At 47.5% G+C, this 16,732-nt stretch carries 17 protein-coding genes; 12 read left to right on the top strand and 5 right to left on the bottom strand.

Annotation, left to right across the window (positions count from 1 at the left end; all coding sequences use genetic code 11):
• Positions 1-158: 158 nt before the first annotated feature.
• Positions 159-1,409, bottom strand: a complete 1,251-nt coding sequence (locus AA84_RS0114275) for an aminopeptidase P family protein (protein ID WP_028977763.1) — start codon at positions 1,407-1,409, stop codon at positions 159-161.
• A gap of 53 nt (positions 1,410-1,462) precedes the next feature.
• Positions 1,463-2,224, bottom strand: coding sequence for a WecB/TagA/CpsF family glycosyltransferase (locus AA84_RS0114270; protein ID WP_051578063.1), 762 nt, complete (start codon positions 2,222-2,224; stop codon positions 1,463-1,465).
• Between the two features lie 283 nt (positions 2,225-2,507).
• Between AA84_RS0114270 and AA84_RS0114265 the strand changes: the two genes are divergently transcribed.
• Complete coding sequence (locus AA84_RS0114265) at positions 2,508-3,563, top strand: glycosyltransferase family 4 protein (protein WP_028977761.1); 1,056 nt, start codon at positions 2,508-2,510, stop codon at positions 3,561-3,563.
• A gap of 494 nt (positions 3,564-4,057) precedes the next feature.
• On the opposite strand, the gene AA84_RS18040 is transcribed toward AA84_RS0114265, so the two are convergent.
• Complete coding sequence (locus AA84_RS18040; protein ID WP_028984335.1) at positions 4,058-5,194, bottom strand: LCP family protein; 1,137 nt, start codon at positions 5,192-5,194, stop codon at positions 4,058-4,060.
• 213 nt (positions 5,195-5,407) lie between these two features.
• Positions 5,408-6,076, bottom strand: coding sequence for a YigZ family protein (locus AA84_RS0114245; RefSeq protein WP_028977759.1), 669 nt, complete (start codon positions 6,074-6,076; stop codon positions 5,408-5,410).
• A 474-nt stretch (positions 6,077-6,550) separates the two neighbouring features.
• Here AA84_RS0114245 and AA84_RS0114240 point away from each other — a divergent pair, with 474 nt between their 5' ends.
• The 4 genes from AA84_RS0114240 (at position 6,551) to AA84_RS0114225 (ending at position 10,979) form a co-directional block, all read left to right on the top strand.
• Positions 6,551-7,723 carry a sensor histidine kinase gene (locus AA84_RS0114240; RefSeq protein WP_028977758.1) on the top strand — a complete coding sequence of 391 codons (1,173 nt, stop codon included), beginning with the start codon at positions 6,551-6,553 and terminating at the stop codon, positions 7,721-7,723.
• 123 nt (positions 7,724-7,846) lie between these two features.
• Complete coding sequence (locus AA84_RS0114235; RefSeq protein ID WP_028977757.1) at positions 7,847-8,551, top strand: response regulator; 705 nt, start codon at positions 7,847-7,849, stop codon at positions 8,549-8,551.
• A 239-nt stretch (positions 8,552-8,790) separates the two neighbouring features.
• Positions 8,791-10,230 carry an ATP-dependent helicase ComFA gene (locus AA84_RS0114230; RefSeq protein WP_051578061.1) on the top strand — a complete coding sequence of 480 codons (1,440 nt, stop codon included), beginning with the start codon at positions 8,791-8,793 and terminating at the stop codon, positions 10,228-10,230.
• Positions 10,230-10,979 (top strand): ComF family protein, encoded by a 750-nt coding sequence (locus tag AA84_RS0114225; RefSeq protein WP_037563838.1) that lies wholly within the window; start codon positions 10,230-10,232, stop codon positions 10,977-10,979. The genes AA84_RS0114230 and AA84_RS0114225 overlap by 1 nt, the downstream gene beginning before the upstream one ends.
• Positions 10,980-11,026: 47 nt before the next feature.
• On the opposite strand, the gene AA84_RS18035 is transcribed toward AA84_RS0114225, so the two are convergent.
• Entirely contained in the window at positions 11,027-11,791 is a 765-nt protein-coding gene (locus AA84_RS18035; RefSeq protein ID WP_037563836.1) for a C39 family peptidase, read from the bottom strand.
• Positions 11,792-11,988: 197 nt separating this feature from the next.
• On the opposite strand from AA84_RS18035, the gene AA84_RS0114215 reads away from it, so the two are divergent.
• The 7 genes from AA84_RS0114215 (at position 11,989) to fliW (ending at position 16,730) form a co-directional block, all read left to right on the top strand.
• The gene (locus tag AA84_RS0114215; protein ID WP_028977754.1) at positions 11,989-12,402 is read left to right on the top strand and encodes a TIGR03826 family flagellar region protein; all 414 of its coding nucleotides are present in this window, start codon (positions 11,989-11,991) and stop codon (positions 12,400-12,402) included.
• Between the two features lie 75 nt (positions 12,403-12,477).
• The gene (flgM, locus tag AA84_RS0114210) at positions 12,478-12,744 is read left to right on the top strand and encodes a flagellar biosynthesis anti-sigma factor FlgM (RefSeq protein ID WP_028977753.1); all 267 of its coding nucleotides are present in this window, start codon (positions 12,478-12,480) and stop codon (positions 12,742-12,744) included.
• Positions 12,745-12,770: 26 nt separating this feature from the next.
• Complete coding sequence (locus AA84_RS0114205) at positions 12,771-13,262, top strand: flagellar protein FlgN (protein ID WP_028977752.1); 492 nt, start codon at positions 12,771-12,773, stop codon at positions 13,260-13,262.
• A 21-nt stretch (positions 13,263-13,283) separates the two neighbouring features.
• Positions 13,284-14,765 carry a flagellar hook-associated protein FlgK gene (flgK, locus tag AA84_RS0114200; RefSeq protein WP_028977751.1) on the top strand — a complete coding sequence of 494 codons (1,482 nt, stop codon included), beginning with the start codon at positions 13,284-13,286 and terminating at the stop codon, positions 14,763-14,765.
• Positions 14,766-14,771: 6 nt separating this feature from the next.
• Complete coding sequence (gene flgL, locus AA84_RS0114195) at positions 14,772-15,662, top strand: flagellar hook-associated protein FlgL (protein ID WP_028977750.1); 891 nt, start codon at positions 14,772-14,774, stop codon at positions 15,660-15,662.
• Positions 15,663-15,689: 27 nt separating this feature from the next.
• Complete coding sequence (locus tag AA84_RS0114190) at positions 15,690-16,283, top strand: DUF6470 family protein (RefSeq protein ID WP_028977749.1); 594 nt, start codon at positions 15,690-15,692, stop codon at positions 16,281-16,283.
• 9 nt (positions 16,284-16,292) lie between these two features.
• Positions 16,293-16,730 (top strand): flagellar assembly protein FliW, encoded by a 438-nt coding sequence (gene fliW / locus AA84_RS0114185; protein WP_028977748.1) that lies wholly within the window; start codon positions 16,293-16,295, stop codon positions 16,728-16,730.
• Positions 16,731-16,732: the final 2 nt, after the last annotated feature.

The raw sequence follows: 16,732 nt of genomic DNA, 5'->3' as shown, positions 1-16,732 counted from the left end.
CGTGTCGTAACGAAGACGTATTGAATAGAGCGGGGATTATTTCCCGGGAAACCGACACGAGTTGACCGCGCATTTTTTGGAAAACGTTGTAAAAAGCGAATGCCTTGCATCTCATCTAAGCAAATTGGACCCAATGTGGCGCCTTAACAATCGATGTGTTAGCGATTTTCCGCCATAAATTGTTCGATTTCATCCGTTGTCCGTGGGAGCCCGGTCGTCAGAACTTCAGCGCCGGTTTCCGTAATCAGAAGATCATCCTCAATACGGATGCCGATACTTTCTTCAGGAATATACAAGCCCGGCTCGTTTGTGATCACTTCGCCGGCAGCAAGTTCCATGTCGCGGTACGGTCCCACATCGTGTGTATCGAGCCCGAGCGAGTGGCTGACGCCGTGAAAATAATAGTTGCTCAATTCATCAGCGGATTGGATCAAGCCAATTTTCATTAACTCTTCCGCATAAAATTCGCGAGTAAATGCATTTAGCGCTTGAAAAGCAACCCCTGGTTTTGCCATTTTCGACACTTCCTGATTGCAGCGCAGCACAATGTCATAGATCGTTTTCTGACGCGCCGTGAAATGCCCGTTTACCGGGAACGTGTAGCTGATGTCGCCGTTATAATACTTGTACTGCGCACCAAGATCCAATAAGACCAGACTGCCGTCATTTACGGTGCTGCTGTTTTCCGAGTAGTGAAGTACGGTTCCGTTAAAACCACCGGCGAGAATGGTCGGAAAAGCGAACTGGGTGCAGCCGCAGCTTTTCAGCACAAAATTGAAATAGGCTTCAAGTTCATATTCCCTCATCCCTGGTTTTGCATTGGCCATCACGTATTTGATGCCATCAGCGGTTATTTTCCCGGCTTCGCGAATCAATTCAATTTCTTCACGTGACTTGATCACTCGGAATTTACAAATCGTCGGATACAGATTGTGAATCGAGAGATAGGGATAGGATACGGCTGCGCGAGCAGCAAATTTGTTTGCCGGTTTCGATGGGAATTCCCATGACTTTGTTTCCAAGTCGGCGTATAAATGTTTGTAGACACGGGCGTCCAGTTCTGAGCGAATGTAACGGTCGAATTTATCGAGCAGTTCGATATTCTGCACACCGGAGGCTTCCTGAGCTGCGTTTGGAGTGATTGTTTCACCGACCCAGCGCGCCATCCATGGATCCGCACGCTGAATGAACAAGGTTTCCTCAACCTTGCCGCCAAATTTTGCGGCAACAAAGATCACTTTCGGTTCGGTAATCCCCGTCATGTAGTAGAAATTGCGGTTTGGATAAAACGGATAGCTCTCGTCTGCGGATTGATGTGCAGCTTCTCCGGCAAACAAAAGGACGAGCGATTGATCTTCCAGTTTTTGATAAAGCTTTTCACGGTTGCGGATAAAAAAATGTTTCTCCATGGAACTCCCTCTTTCATCGAAAAGTATGTCCTCTCTTATTCTATCACCGCGCATCAAGAGTGGGGCGGAACACGCTTTTCTTTATGGTTCCATTTCAACCAGATCACTTTGGCGAAAAATTGTGCATGACCGATGACGTTTCGCTTCCACATTCTGCGCGGCTCAAGTGCCATCCGGAATAGCCATTCAAGGTTTAAGCGGCGCATGATTTTCGGTGCTCGCGGTTTGATGCCTGAAGCAAAATCAATGAATCCGCCCACGGCAATGCGAAAGTGCGGTTTTAAGGTAGCAGCGTTGCGATCAATAAACTGCTCTTGAAGCGGCATACCCATACCGACAAGCAGGACCTCAGCATTCGAATGATTGATCGCTTCGACGATTGACTGCTCCGAATCAAAATAGCCGCTGTGCGTGCCGGCAATGACCAGATTGGGGTGCTGTGCGATTAATTTTTGCGCTGCAGCACGGACCGTTTCCTGCGTCGATCCAAGCAGATAAACAGAACAATGGTGCGCCGCGCACTGGTCAAGTAAACGCGGAATCAGGTCTGTCCCATTTAAATTTTCATCAAGATCAATGCCCCACAGTTTCGCACCTAGTTTGACCCCGATTCCGTCATTGAGCAGGTAATCTGCGCGATTAAGGACAGCACCATAGTCAGGATCTTTTTGTGCGATGTTGTAGCCGTGATCGTTTAAGAAGTAGAGGTTCATGGGTTTGCGTTCGCGAAGCGCATTGCAAAAAACAGTGATAAATTCTTGTTTGCGCTTAAATTGATTCATGCTGATGGTACCAAGCGGTTTTTTTTCGTACATGAAATCCCGTCCTTATTTAATGAAGCAAAAGTTATGTACTGTACTATGTTATTTTATCCGTAAAACAATGCGTGGAATCATCAAAAAAATCCCGAATTTGATCCGTTCTACTGCTAATATTGTAAACTATTTATAACAGATTGTGTTGAAGGTTTGGAGATTGTAAAGTTATTTGCACCATTGCCTTTACAATGTGGTATAATTCCGTATGAACGAGTTTGAAAGAAAAGTTGTTTCATACATGCTGCAAATCTGAAATTATTGATGAAAGCGGGCTGAAACGATGGTCTATGTGACGTTTTTTATTTGTTTTCTTGCTGCGGTAGCTTTGACACCTCTGGTCAGGAAACTGGCGATTCGCATCGGCGCAACCGATCTTCCCAATGCCCGTAAAGTGCACAAAAAGCTTATGCCGCGTATGGGCGGTTTGGCAATATATCTAGCATTTCTTATCGGCATTTTCATTATGTGGCCGGACAGTAGCTTCACGCTCCCACTGATTATCGGCAGTGTAATTATTATTATTACCGGTATCTTGGACGATATGTACTCATTGTCACCGCGGGTAAAGATGGTCGCGCATTTCTTTGCTGCGCTGGTGATTGTGCAGAGCGGGATTTCCGTTACCTTTATTAATCTGCCGTTTAACGGCGTACTGCATCTGTACTGGCTCAGCGTTCCGCTGACGCTGCTTTGGATCATGGGGATTACCAATGCGATTAATTTAATTGATGGTCTGGACGGACTGGCTGTCGGTGTATCCAGCATTGTACTCATGACCATCGCCGGATTGGCGCTAACCGAGGGCAATGTGTTTGTGTTCACGGTGAGTACGATTCTGCTCGGCAGTACGCTCGGTTTTCTGCCGTATAATTTCCATCCGGCAAAGATTTTCATGGGCGATACCGGAAGCTATTTCCTTGGCTATGTAATCTCTGTCTTGGCTTTGCTTGGTTTTAAAAATGTGACGCTCTTTTCACTTGTGGTGCCGATCATTCTCTTGGCAGTTCCAATTTCCGATACGCTGTTTGCAATCGTCCGTCGATTGGTAAACAAAAAGCCGCTGACAGCACCGGATAAATCGCACTTGCATCATTGTCTGCTGCGTTACGGATTTTCGCAGCGCCAGACGGTCGTTCTCATCTACGGGATGAGCGCGATGTTCGCCCTGGCAGCGATCCTGTTTTCGACCTCGACCTTGCTCGGCTCGATGATCATCATTATTGGGGTTATGCTGGTGATTGAACTGGTCGTTGAGGGTGTCGGTTTGGTAAGTGCCGGTTACAAGCCTTTGCTGAACACGTATAAACGGCTGCTTGCCCTTGCTAAAGTCAAATAATCATATGTTCATAAGTGATAAAGAAACAGTGGATCGGCTAATGAAAGTCGATCCACTGTTTTTTTTACAGGTAAAGAACGTTTATGATTTTGCCCCGTCTTCAAGCCAATAGACCAGGGTCTTGACCGAGAATCAAAGCGGAGGTGCACTGACGCCTGCGGGATTGCGCTTAGTTGATGCGTGCCAGCGAGACTCGCAGATTCCTGCCTGAAGAGGCTCGCGGTTCGCCCGCGGCAGGCGAGCAGCTGGAGTGTCGTTCAAGCATCGTGTTGATGAATAAAAGGTGCATTCTGATTCGTGTCAAGGGGACTCGCAGGAACGAAACGACCAAGCGGGGGCAAAATACGTTTGCAAAAGATCCTCGGAGAGCAGATAGGGAGCCGGTTAATGGATGGAGTATGTGATGAAACAAGAGGAACAAGAAAGGCTGCTTAATGGTTTCTCAACCATCAAGCAGCCTTTTTGATACACTTTTTTTCATGATGCTCAATCGCTTAATTATTCGGTGATTCAGAGGAATCTGTTGCAAGTCCTGCGTTTGATGAGCCGGTACCGGCGGCATGATGATTGGTTATGTCGGTATTCATGCTGCTCTCAGTAGGATCGCTTGTTGCTGTCGTCTGATAATTGAGCTGCTCGCGCAGTTCGTTGCGCAGTGTCGTTAAATAGTTCTCATCAAGTGCAAAATAGTAGGTTCCGGTGCTGCTGTCATCGGTTCCCTTGAGCTGTTCCATCTTGATCGATGAAAGGGAACCAGCGTAGTGACGTAAGTTCAGCATTTGGCCGAAGGTTAGGTTTGTTTCAAAATTATGATCAAGAGAATCGATGACCTTACTGTACTTTGTTGCCGAAGAGAGTTGCGCACTTTTTTTGACAATGGCTTCAATCATCTGCATTTGCCGTTTACCGCGGCCAAAATCGCCGCCGGCGCCCGGTGATTTACGGTTGCGGACCAAGGCAAGGGCCTGTTCCCCATTAAGTTGCTGTTTGCCCGGTTCAAGTACAATCGCATCTTTGCCTTTTTTATCCTTACTGTTCTGGGTGACCAGCTTGACCGGAACATCCATTTCAACACCGCCGAGTGCATTGATGATTTTTATGAACGCATTGAAGTCCACCTGCACGTAATAATCAACCGGTACCTTGAATAAGTTCTCGACTGTGGCGATGGTGTAATCCGCACCTTCATTGTTGTTGGCGTCGCCGTAGGCATGGGCATGTGTAATTTTTGAGACCCCGTAGCTGCTCGGACCATCCGGCGTCATGATTTGAACTTTGGAGTCACGCGGAATGCTAACCATATGCACCTTGCTTGTATCGTGGTTAAAGGTCGCAAGCACAAGGGCATCGGAACGACTCGGTTCATTTTTTCGTTTATCGATCCCAATAAATAAAATTGAAAAATCATCCTTAACCGGATCAACTTTCTCAGCGCGGAGATTCGATTTAGCGCCACGTGCCAGCTGGTTCTGGGCATTATCGGTCACATTCTGTAATTTCTTGATTAAATGATAGCCGTAAGCAGCGCCGCTTCCTGCTAATACAAGGAGAACGGTTAATACAATAATCAGGATCTTTCGTCGTTTGCCGTGCTTTTTCTTCTTTTGACTGTCTGTTCTGCTCAATGTCATGGTACGCGTATTCTCCTTCAAGTACTAGGTTTCACAGATATGAGCAACGTAAAAAATACGTTCAGTTCGCAAATCGGCGTGATTACAATAGCTTTATTTTACCGAAGCCGGCTGTTTCCAGCAATTAAAAATTTGAACTTTTTCGGCAAATTTCGCAGAAGCTGAGCAGAGCATTTAGGAACACGTCTGTTGATCGTGTTTTTTACGAATGACTTATAAGGAATCATCAAGCTGTTCCCCAGGATTTGGGACTGGCTCTTGGACATAGCATTCTCTCATTTTCTGCGTTACAGCCTTGGCACTTGTCAGTTCGGTAATCCAATCAACAAATGCCTCTGAGTCCGATTGGTTTGAATAAAGGATAAAGGTGACCTTGTCGCTGTAGCGGACATCTTTCAAAGGATAGATGGATCCGTGCAGTTTGTTTTCTAACGTACCGCTGAGATGATAGTCAACGGTTACTGACCATTCATCCGCAGGGACTTGGCGGATGACTTCTGCAGCGTTAAGTCCATGACTTGCTGCATGCGCATAAGCACGTATCAAACCGCCGGCGCCGAGCTTGATTCCGCCGAAATAACGGGTCACGATAACAAGAACATTGCAAACGCCGCGTTTTTTTAACACATCAAGCATCGGAACACCGGCAGTACCGCTTGGTTCTCCGTCATCGCCTGCTTTTTGGATTTCTTGCTTCTTTCCTATGGTATAGGCAAAGCAATGATGAGTTGCTTTCCAGTGTTGCTTGCGCACACGTTGAATGTATACTTCAGCCTCTTCCTCCGTTTTCACCGCGAATACGGCACTGATGAATCGAGAGCGTTTGATTTCCATTTCAGCCTGTGCGTCTTTTCGAACGGTAATGTATGTGTCCAAAGTCATAAATGGACTCCTTTCTCGCGGCTTACTCGCCGGGTTGCACAACTTTTTCAGCATAAGCATATATCTTGAAAAGCTCAGGATCAGTACCGAAAATAGAAGTGGGCTCGCCGTATGAAAAGAGAGGGAGATAAGCAAGCTTTCCCCCCACTCCTTAATTCGACAAATGTTGACAGTATTGCGACCGTACCTTGAAAATTATTTCGTTTACGTGGATCTCTATCACTCTATATCCATGGTAACATTTGCACTTGTCAACCGATTCAATTTAAGAAACAATGGGTATAGGTACTCGTAGATGGGACAGGCAACCCCGATCCGCAGGGTTTCGCACCTCTTGCGCCTGCAACGTTCTTGCTACACCAATATTTGGTTGATGCCGTATGAAGAAATAGTACGATTTACCTATACATAGATAGGCATTTTGTGGCTAGCGGTTCGGCGCCTGTTCCGATACATTTATTATGGAGGCAAATTATGTCAACCAGCAAACCAATAAACGATGTACTTGATGCAGCACATTTGGATCATATTATTAATAGTATGATTGAAAATGTCAGCGACAGCAAATCTCAAATCTTTGAGATTAGTGAAGAGTCCCGCAGAGAGCATGATGCGCTGGTTAAAGAACTCCACCTTGTAAAAAAAGAGCTTAAAGGGATTATTGAACGAAGCGACGCACTCGAAGTTGGATCACGAAAGTCGAGAAATCATTTAGCAGAGATCAGCAGTGCTTTTAATCAGTTCGGAGAAGCAGACATCCGCAGCGCCTATGAAACGGCAAATACCATTCAGAACCAATTGACGATCGTTCGAGAAATGGAACGACAGATGAAGCACAGGCGTAATGAAATCGAACGTCGGCTGATTCAATTATCGGCCACCATCGAGAAGGCCGATGCCTTGATTGGACGAGTTACGGTTGTACTGAATTATTTAACGAGTGATTTGAAGCAAGTAGGTAAAGTGGTCGCCAGTGCACGGGAGCAGCGAGCGTTTGGACTTCAAATGATTGAAGCGCTTGAAGAAGAGAGAAAAAGACTTGCACGTGAGATTCACGATGGACCTGCCCAAACGCTGGCACAAGTACTGCTTGGTCTCGATGTGGTTGACCGCGTCGGAAAAAAAGAAGGAATGGCTGCATCACAGGCAGAATTACAGAAGTATCGGGTGATGGTACAAGGGGCGCTGGGCGAAGTGCGCAGAATTATTTATGATCTGCGGCCGATGAGTCTCGATGATTTAGGACTTGTACCAACACTGCAAAAGTACATGCATCGCGTAAGCGGAGATTTTCCATCGATTGCGATTCACTTTGAGACGCTTGGGAAGGAAAAGAGGCTTCAGTCGAAAATCGAAGCCGCGCTATTCCGATTGATACAAGAGTCGGTTCAAAATGCTTGCGCCCATGCAAAGCCGACACAAATTAATATAAGGATCGAATACAGATCAGACAAGGTCCTCATTTTGGTTACCGACGATGGTATTGGCTTTGATCAGTCCGAATCCAAAGAAGGGAGTTATGGACTGATCGGAATGAGGGAACGTGCTGAACTATTGAATGGAGAGCTCATCATTCATTCAAAAGCCGGAAAAGGGACCAAAGTACTGATTCATATACCCTTACAGAAGGAAGACGAGCTCAATTAACAAGATCAACGAATGAGTACAGTCCCGTAGTTCATTCGCGGAGAGGTAAAAAAGAGAGGTGAAAAACTGCTGCAGCCAGGGATAAGCGGCAAGTATGCCGTTTGTTTTGCAACAGAATGAAACATGACGAATGTGCGACCAAAGGTAACAACGATTGCATTAATTGATGATCACCGCCTTTTTCGTGAAGGCGTTAAGCGAATACTTGATATGGAAAGCGATTTTGAGGTCGTTGCCGAGGGTGATGACGGAGTTACGGCTGAGCAATTGATTGAGAAAGCAGAGCCTGATGTGGTTTTGATGGATATTAACATGCCGAAACTGAACGGTGTCGAAGCAACGCGGCAGCTGATTCGCAATCATCCTGATTTAAAAGTCATCATTCTATCGATCCATGATGATGAAAGCTATGTCACGCATGTGCTGAAGTCCGGGGCACTCGGTTATCTGCTTAAAGAAATGGATGCGGATTCAATGATTGAAGCCGTGCGTATTGTGGCACAAGGCGGCGCTTATATTCATCCGAAAGTAACCCATAATCTTGTGAATGAATTCAGACGTTTGGCAACGCGCGGCTATTCCTCAGAACCTTCAGGATTCAGAGATTTGGAGTACCGTCCGCCGTTGCATATTCTCACCCATCGTGAATGTGAAGTCCTGCAGTTGATGGCCGATGGAAAAAGTAACCGAGCAATCGGTGAGCATCTTTACATCAGTGAAAAGACGGTTAAGAATCATGTCAGCAATATCCTTCAGAAGATGGGTGTCGAAGACCGAACCCAAGCCGTCGTCGAAGCAATCAAAAACGGCTGGGTAAAAATCTATTGATCGAGAATCGAGAGAGTGTCTCAACTGTTGAGACACTCTCTTTTTCAGTTAAAGGACTTTTGACTAGCCCGCGGCAAAATTTTAGAAGAAAATAATGAAATGATAAAGGGTTTTGTCCGGTTTTGTCGAACATGTAGTATATAGATCAGAGTGAAGTTCCCCACTTTTTGACCCACGCACCGCCGTCTGTCTCTCATCCATGCAGCATCCTCATTTATTCTCCGAAAGAAGGTTTTCCTATGCTCCTACTCTCTCGTCATCTTGACCAAGCCCCACACTACCACGCCGATGTGCAGCATTTTCTCTTTGGCCGTGAATGTCGTGCTGAGGATCTCCCGTTTTCTGAAAAACTCATTCGTGCCCATGTGAAAAATGGATTTATAGCGATCCGTCCGGGGATTATACCATTGAACGAAACCATTTTTGATTTGCTGAGTATCCGTAAAAAATGGCTGTGCGCCCGCTGCGGTAACCGCGATCAAGAAGCATTTGCCTTTTGCAGCTGCGCGCGCTGCGGGAAAAAGTGTGCCTATTGCCGCCATTGTCTGAATATGGGGATTATCCGCTCTTGCACGCAGCTGGTGACTTGGCAAGGCCCTGAACCGAGAGTTGACCAGGCTTTTCTCGATGGACGACCGCTCTGCAAATGGGAGGGCGTCTTATCCAATGAACAGCAGGCTGCGGCGACAGCGATGAAGCGTACGCTCGCTGCCCGTGAATCATTTCTCCTGTGGGCAGTGACCGGTTCAGGAAAAACGGAAATTATGTACCCGGCAATCGACTGGCAGCTCCGGCAAGGGCATCATGTCACGCTGGCAACGCCGCGCACAGATGTTGTCCGCGAACTTTTGCCCCGACTTCGTGACGCCTTTCCCGAGGTTCCGATCAGCGGGCTCTACGGCGGTAGTGAGGAAGAGGACTTGCATGCGCCGCTGGTCATTTCAACAGCACATCAGCTGATCCGCTATGCAGATCGCTTTGACTGTGTGTTGATTGATGAAGTGGATGCTTTTCCTTTTCACTTTGATCCGATGCTGGAGTATGCCGTGCGCAAGGCGGCAAAACCTGGAACGCCGTTTGCTTACCTGTCGGCAACCCCTCCTTCAGCATTGAAAAATCGTTTCCTATCCGGCAAGCTCAAGGGCAGAAAACTAGCACGCCGCTATCACGGGCATCCGCTCCCCATTCCCAGCTTTCGCTGGATCGGTGCATGGCAGAAACTGGTGCAACGAGGCAAACTGCCCGGCGTGCTGCAGGAATGGTTGAAGAATAAGATGGAGGCGCAGCAGCAAGTCTTCGTTTTCGTTCCTTCGGTGAGCGCTGCTGCCGCTCTAACCGAACTTCTGCAGAGAAACGGATTCAGTCGCAGCGCCGGTGTGCATTCAGGGGATCCATTGCGGCACCAAAAAGTCGCTGACTTTCGCGCCGGCAAACTGCGCCTATTGGTCACAACAACGATTTTGGAACGCGGCGTCACCATCGCAAATGTGCAGGTAGGTGTGGTTGGTGCGGATGATCCGGTTTTTGACGAAGCGGCGCTTGTGCAGATATCCGGTCGCGTGGGCCGTTCTGCAGCACATCCAAATGGCGACGTGATCTTTTTTCACAATGGAAAGACGCTGTCCATGGTACACGCCGTTCGGCATATGGTGCAGATGAATCAGGAAGGCGGCCGCTGATGGAACGCTGTCTTTTTTGTGGTGAAATGCGCGGCGATCCGCTTTCGTTTCACAATTTATTTTCTCCTGACTATGCACCGGGATTTTGTCTTTCCTGTCGGGAGCAGCTGATTCCGATCGATGCGCGGCATTGCTGCTGCTTATGCGGGCGCGACTTGTCACGCCTTAATCGGGATCGGGTTGTTGAAAATCGATGCAGCGACTGCGTGAAGTGGGCGAGAAGCGGACGAAATGGCCTGTACGTCAGCAATCGGGCGATTTATCACTATAATCCGTTCCTTAAAGAGATGATCAATCAATTTAAATTTCGTGGTGATGTCCGTTTGGCTGATGGATTTGCGGTTGAGTTGAAGCGTGCTTATCGGCATTGCGAGCGGGAGCAGTCGGGCATTTTTAAAAGAAAACCGTCCTTTCTGTTAGTACCGGTACCACTAAGTTCGGAGCGCCTTTTGGAACGAGGGTTTAATCAAGCGGATGTTCTTGCTCGGCAGATCGGTGCGCCGATTGTTCAGGCGCTCGTACGCGTCAGGGATGAGGCAAAACAGAGCAAGAAAAGCAGAGCAGAGCGCATGCGTTTGCGCGCGACCCCCTTTCGATTAAACGAGAAGGCCGCAGTTCGCCTTTCGGGTCATAAAATTCTGCTGATCGATGACATCTACACGACGGGCGCCACGATGCGGCTTGCCTCAGAAGCACTTGCAACTGCAAGACCGCATTCCATTCGTTCCCTGACCTTAATTCATGGATGAAAAAAAGGGTTGACCGATTGAAAACGGCAACCCAATTCAATGGAAGATTATGCTGAATGCCGGACGCTGATCGCTTGTCTGCCCATTTGTTCCCAAGACTTAATGAACGCCTTGCGATCGGCTGCGGTATTCTTTTTTCCAAGCGGATCGTTGAAGACGATATGGGTTTGATCATAACCGGTCACCAACACCGCGTGTTCCTGATAGGTGATTTTAACTGTACCCGCGTCGGTGCGCCAATACTGAAAGGCGTGCTCGGACAATGGACGGAAATGTGCATTGGTAATCACAAGAACCGGTTTTCCTTTCTGAAGTTGAGCAAGTACTGCATCATCGAAGGATTTTCCGCTTAAATCAACGACTGCCTCTGGAAGATAATCGCGCCCGAGTCGAGCTAAGGGCTCATGGTAAACGCCGTACCCATGTTCATGAAGATGCTCCATACTCCCGACAAAGCCTTCATGGGGATTTCCGAATCGCTGGTTTTGCCGGTAGGGTACGTGATGAATGTTCCGAGCAAGTTCCATTTTATCTACAGATACCCCCGCTTGCTGCAGCAGCATTGCGAGCGAAGTTACTTCACAGCCGCGCGGCAACTCCGGATTTTGACGAATATGCGGTGCATGAATAAGAACGGATTTTTCCCGCGCAGCATGGTTTTCGTGTTGAGGCGTTTTGTACGCTGCATTTGTTACCGCGTATTCTTTTTTCTTTGTCTCGTGCGCTGGTAAATGAAGCGTGACAAACAGGACAGCACATGCGACACTAAACATAAAAAACAAACGCAGTCCATGAGTTCGAAACACCTGCATCAAGCCATCTCCTTTGCATAAAAAATGCTTTAGAACAGAAAGGTTGAGGCGCTTGCGGGTACGCGTTTATTATCCATCATAAACGACCGTTCTATGCGGGATCGATTGTTTGCAGGAGCAGTCGATCAATTGGCTAAAGGATGACGCATTTTTGCCGATAATAAAATGAAGGTAAAGATCAATTAGGAGGAATTACAGTGGCTGAACTGGAAAATTGTAAAGGATGCGGAAAACTGTTCGTCCGCGTATCTTCTCCTTATTGTCCGGCATGTCTCAAAAAACAGGAAGCGCAGTTTGAACAGGTTTACCGCTATATTCGCCAGCAGGAGCATCGAATGGCGACGGTTTCCCAAGTTCACGAAGCAACGGATGTAGCGGTGAATTTGATTTATCAATGGATTCGCGAGGGCAGATTGAAACCATCGATCTTTCAAAACCTGGGCTACCCATGCCGCTCGTGCGGGAAAATGATTCAAAACGGTGTGCTTTGCGATGACTGCCTCAAGAAACTGGAACATGACATTGATCAGGATGACGATGAACACGATGCGGCGCTTAAGGCGAATCGAGTCAAGACCTACTATACACGTGGTGAGTCGAGGCACAACTAAAGAATTTTACGTCTTAACCGATATAAAATAGGGAAACAATATAAGTAAAAATGATGCTGGGATGAGGTGAACCCGTTGAAAATTAATCGCTACCAGCCGATACAAAATTACACGACTAATTATCAGGCGGCAAAACGCGGCGAAACGCCAAGTAAAACGCGTAATACCAGTGATAAAGTTGAAATATCGCCAACCGCAAAACGATTACAGGGCACAGATAAACTGGAGCGCGCCAGACAAGAAAAGGTAGAGCGCTTAAAACAGCAAATCGAAAACGGCACGTATCAAGTCTCGTCAAAAAGTATTGCTGAGAAAATGTACGGATTCTGGAACAATAAATAAGCTGCGGCAATAGGGAGTGAACCGACATGTCTGTGAATCAAATGAAGCAGGTTCTTGCAGCGATGATTCAATGCCACGATGCACTTTACAAAACGGCCGAGCAAAAAAGAGACGCCATTAAAGCTGGAAACGCCAAGGCGGTCGGCAACATCACCGAAAAGGAAACGCCGCTTGTCGAAGCATTAAGTCGTTTTGAAGCGCAGCGGGTAAAGATTATGCGCGAGGACCTTGGACCTGAATCGGAACAGGCATCTTTTTCCGAGTGGGCGGCAGCCATCCTTCCCGAAGAGCAGCGTGACGAATGGGAAAAGCTGTACTTGGAACTGGCAAGCCGGGTCTATGCGCTAAAACAAGCCAATACCTTGAATCAAACGCTCTTGCGTGATTCACTTTTGTGGGTAAATTTAAATCTCGGCTTATTGAAGCCGAAAACACATACATTGAACAATTATCACAATCCAAGAGTCGGACAAACACCGACGTCTGCAATCAGTGGACGGATTGATTCTCGAACATAATGAAAGCGGAGGTGTGCGGCGGTGATTCCGATTTTCTCGAGCTTAAACATGATGCAGCGCGCGTTGCAAGTCACACAATCAGCAATTCAAACAACAGGACATAATATCTCAAATGCGAATACAGACGGTTTCTCGCGCCAAAGGGTTAATTTGACCACTTGGCTTCCCTATCCGGGTACCGGGATTAATGCCGCTAGAGGCGCAGGACAGATTGGTACCGGGGTAAATGATGAAGCGGTTGTTCGTATCCGCGACCAATTTGTTGATCTTCAGGTGCGTGATAACGGCAACCAAAACGGCTACTGGAGCGCATTGAGCGATGCATACAGCCAGATGGAAGATATTATGAATGAACCAACGGACTCCGGCCTTTCCACGGGATTGGACGGATTCTGGCAATCACTGCAGGATTTGGCCAGCAACTCAGGAACAAGCGGCACAGGTACAGTCGTGTTGCAAAAGGGAGCGGCCGTTGCCGATACCTTTAACTATTTGGCCGTTTCTTTGGGCAAGGTGCAAGACAATCTGAATCAGCAGATTACCGAAAATGTCGGCCTGATCAATAATTACGCAGATCAGATTAATGCGCTGAATCAACAAATTAACAAACAGGAGGCCAATGGTTTTCTGGCCAACGATCTCTATGATGAGCGCGATTTGCTGACCGACAAACTCGCCCAATTAGCGAACATAAAAGTATCAAAAGTTAAGAGTGACGGCAATCCGTCTCCGCTTGCCGAAGGAAGATATACAATTGAACTTGCCGATGCAAACGGGAATACGCTCGGAACGTTGGTCAATGGCGAAACGCTGACCGATTCGACGCTTAACGCTTCGATTACAAATGCTGATTCGTCGCAGCCTCATGTGACAGTTGCGCTTGACGGTGATGCAGTTGATGGTTTCGCGGGGAAACTGCAAGGGCTGATTGATGCCTACACTAAAGATTACCCAAGTGTATTGCAGAGTCTGGACAACATGGCAAGTAAACTGGCTGATGCATTCAATGCTGTTTATGAACAGACGGCCGGTTATGACTCAGGTAAGGGTACGTTCTTCCTCGGCACAAACGATGGAACGGAAACGGGAGCGTTCACAGCGAAAACCATTCACGTGAATGAAGCCCTCTCCGGCACCGACATTACGGCGGCCAATGCAGGTCAGCCGAGCGGAGACAACAGCGGCGCACAAGCACTGGCCGATGTGATTGCAACCAATACATATACCATAGACCCCGACGGCGAATCCGTCACATTGAAAAGTTATTTGCAAAGTCTAGTCGGACAAATCGGTGTCAATGCGCAATCGGCAAACCAATTCACGAGCAATACGCAGACGATGCTGGATGCGGCGCAAAATCGCCGCTCCTCGATCAGCGGCGTGTCGCTGGATGAGGAACTGACCAATCTGATTCAGTTCCAACATTCCTATGGTGCAGCCGCAAAGGTTGTCACGACTTTAGATACCTTACTCGATACATTAATCAATAAGATGGGAGGCTGATGAACCATGCGTGTGACCCAAGGCATGATGACCAATCAAGTATTGCGAAATATTTCGAACGGCTACAGTAAAGTTTCAGAATACAACGACCAGCTGTCATCCGGCAAAAAGATTACACGGCCATCTCAAGATCCGGTCGTTGCCACGATGGGCATTGCCTACCGTACCGATGTCAGCCACGTCAATCAGTATCAGAAGAATGTCACCAACGCTTATAAATGGCTCGACAGTTCGGATGACACCTTGCAGCAAGTGAACGATGTGCTCAATCGCATTCGCGAGTTAACCAATGAAGCCAGTACGGATACGTACACCGCTGATCAGCGCAAAGCGATCGGTACCGAAGTCGATCAACTGACCACCCAGTTGGTCACGCTCGGCAATACGCAAGTTGGCGGTCAGTACATTTTCAGCGGCAGCGATTCGGCAAACCCATTGCTAACCCTTAACGACGGAAATGTTCAAATAAATGATGATGCTATAGATAATCCGGACTTCTCGGTTGCGGTCAATGACGGCATTCAAATGGCGATTAATGTGAATCCGAACCAAGTTTTTACGAGCGATCTTTTTGCAAATCTCAACCAGTTAAAAGACGATCTGAACAATGGTGCATCAGGTGAAACAATCAGCGCACACCTCACGGAAATCGATACCCATTTGGAGCAAGTTGGCACGGCGCAGGCAGATTTAGGTGCGAAAACGAATCGGATTGACTTGATTCAAAATCGCCTGAATGAGCAAAAGACGGTTGCGACGAAAATTATGTCCACCAATGAAGATGCAGATTACGCAGAAACCATCATTAATTTAAATACTCAGCAGAATGTTTATAATGCTTCGCTATCTGTTGGTGCGAAGATTATTCAAACATCGCTCGTTGATTTTCTGCGCTGATCGTTTGCATGAAAAAGAGGGATGAACATGACGAAAATTCTCCCACATCTTGAAATGCACCAGCAGTTTGGCAAGATTGCGATTCACTCTGAAAGGGCAAACCTCGCCCTTCATCAGTCGCCGGCAGAACAGTCGATTCAGCAGCCCAAAGCGACGATGTCGCTCGAACGGACGCCTGCCAAAGTCAGTATCGATCAATCCAATGGCTGGCATAATCTTGACCTGAAATCGGCTCGGGTTCGAATCGCGGAGGCTGCGGATGCCGGACTTCAAGCCATCCGTGATGGGATTGTACGCCGGGCACAAGAGGGAGACGAATTGCTGCATATTGAACGCAGCAAGGGGAAAAATCTGATCGCCAAACAAGCGGCAGATCGTGCCCATACCGCGGTGATCGGTACCCATTATCAAACCGGCAATACCCCGGCATCCGAAGCCGTTCATTATGAAGTTTCACCTGCACGCCTTCAGGTGGACTGGCAGACGCATGCACCGATCCTATCGGCTGTTCCACACGCCCCAGAAGCCTCCTTTCAGCCGGGACAAGCCGTGACTTCGATGGCTCAGTACCCGTCGCTTGAGATTCAAGCGGTGGGAATTTTTGTTGATGAGAAAGGATGAACCATGTCGATGATCATACAAACCAAATATTTTGGCGAGTCAGAAATTAATGATACAGACATCGTCACATTCGCATCCGGCATTCCTGGATTCGCTCAAGACAAACGCTTCATCCTGCAGTCGTTCAGTGAAGCTTTTTCAATTCTGCAGTCCGCAGACGACGCGAAGGTTGCCTTCGTTGTGACGTCGCCTTTTCTCTTTTTTAAAGATTACAGCGTGGATCTACCCGATCATTTCATTAAGCAGCTTGACGTTCAATCGCAAGAGGATGTTGCGGTTTGGGTGATTGTCAGTGCAGCGAAACCATTCTCAAAATCAACCGTTAATCTGAAAGCACCGGTTATTGTGAATGTACGAAAAAAGTTGGGGAAACAGTATATTCCTGAGCGCTCTCCCTATGCACTAAAGACACCGCTCGCAGCAGCGCTTAAGGAAGAGAAGGTGTGAGC

Source organism: Sporolactobacillus terrae DSM 11697, assembly GCF_000648615.1.
Taxonomy (GTDB): Bacteria; Bacillota; Bacilli; order Bacillales; family Sporolactobacillaceae; genus Sporolactobacillus; species Sporolactobacillus terrae.
Note: the sequence above shows the minus strand (reverse complement) of the source record. Positions and strands in the feature narration are given on the sequence as shown.

Bases quoted from the DNA above. Each gene is read 5' to 3' on its own strand.
- AA84_RS0114265 (WP_028977761.1), top strand. From the start codon at position 2,508: ATGGTCTATGTGACGTTTTTTATTTGTTTTCTTGCTGCGGTAGCTTTG.
- AA84_RS0114205 (WP_028977752.1), top strand. From the start codon at position 12,771: ATGTCTGTGAATCAAATGAAGCAGGTTCTTGCAGCGATGATTCAATGC.
- fliW (WP_028977748.1), top strand. From the start codon at position 16,293: ATGATCATACAAACCAAATATTTTGGCGAGTCAGAAATTAATGATACA.
- AA84_RS0114190 (WP_028977749.1), top strand. From the start codon at position 15,690: ATGACGAAAATTCTCCCACATCTTGAAATGCACCAGCAGTTTGGCAAG.
- AA84_RS0114240 (WP_028977758.1), top strand. From the start codon at position 6,551: ATGTCAACCAGCAAACCAATAAACGATGTACTTGATGCAGCACATTTG.
- flgL (WP_028977750.1), top strand. From the start codon at position 14,772: ATGCGTGTGACCCAAGGCATGATGACCAATCAAGTATTGCGAAATATT.
- AA84_RS0114270 (WP_051578063.1), bottom strand. From the start codon at position 2,224: ATGTACGAAAAAAAACCGCTTGGTACCATCAGCATGAATCAATTTAAG.
- AA84_RS18040 (WP_028984335.1), bottom strand. From the start codon at position 5,194: ATGACATTGAGCAGAACAGACAGTCAAAAGAAGAAAAAGCACGGCAAA.
- AA84_RS0114275 (WP_028977763.1), bottom strand. From the start codon at position 1,409: ATGGAGAAACATTTTTTTATCCGCAACCGTGAAAAGCTTTATCAAAAA.
- AA84_RS18035 (WP_037563836.1), bottom strand. From the start codon at position 11,791: ATGCAGGTGTTTCGAACTCATGGACTGCGTTTGTTTTTTATGTTTAGT.
- AA84_RS0114225 (WP_037563838.1), top strand. From the start codon at position 10,230: ATGGAACGCTGTCTTTTTTGTGGTGAAATGCGCGGCGATCCGCTTTCG.
- AA84_RS0114245 (WP_028977759.1), bottom strand. From the start codon at position 6,076: ATGACTTTGGACACATACATTACCGTTCGAAAAGACGCACAGGCTGAA.
- AA84_RS0114230 (WP_051578061.1), top strand. From the start codon at position 8,791: ATGCTCCTACTCTCTCGTCATCTTGACCAAGCCCCACACTACCACGCC.
- AA84_RS0114235 (WP_028977757.1), top strand. From the start codon at position 7,847: ATGACGAATGTGCGACCAAAGGTAACAACGATTGCATTAATTGATGAT.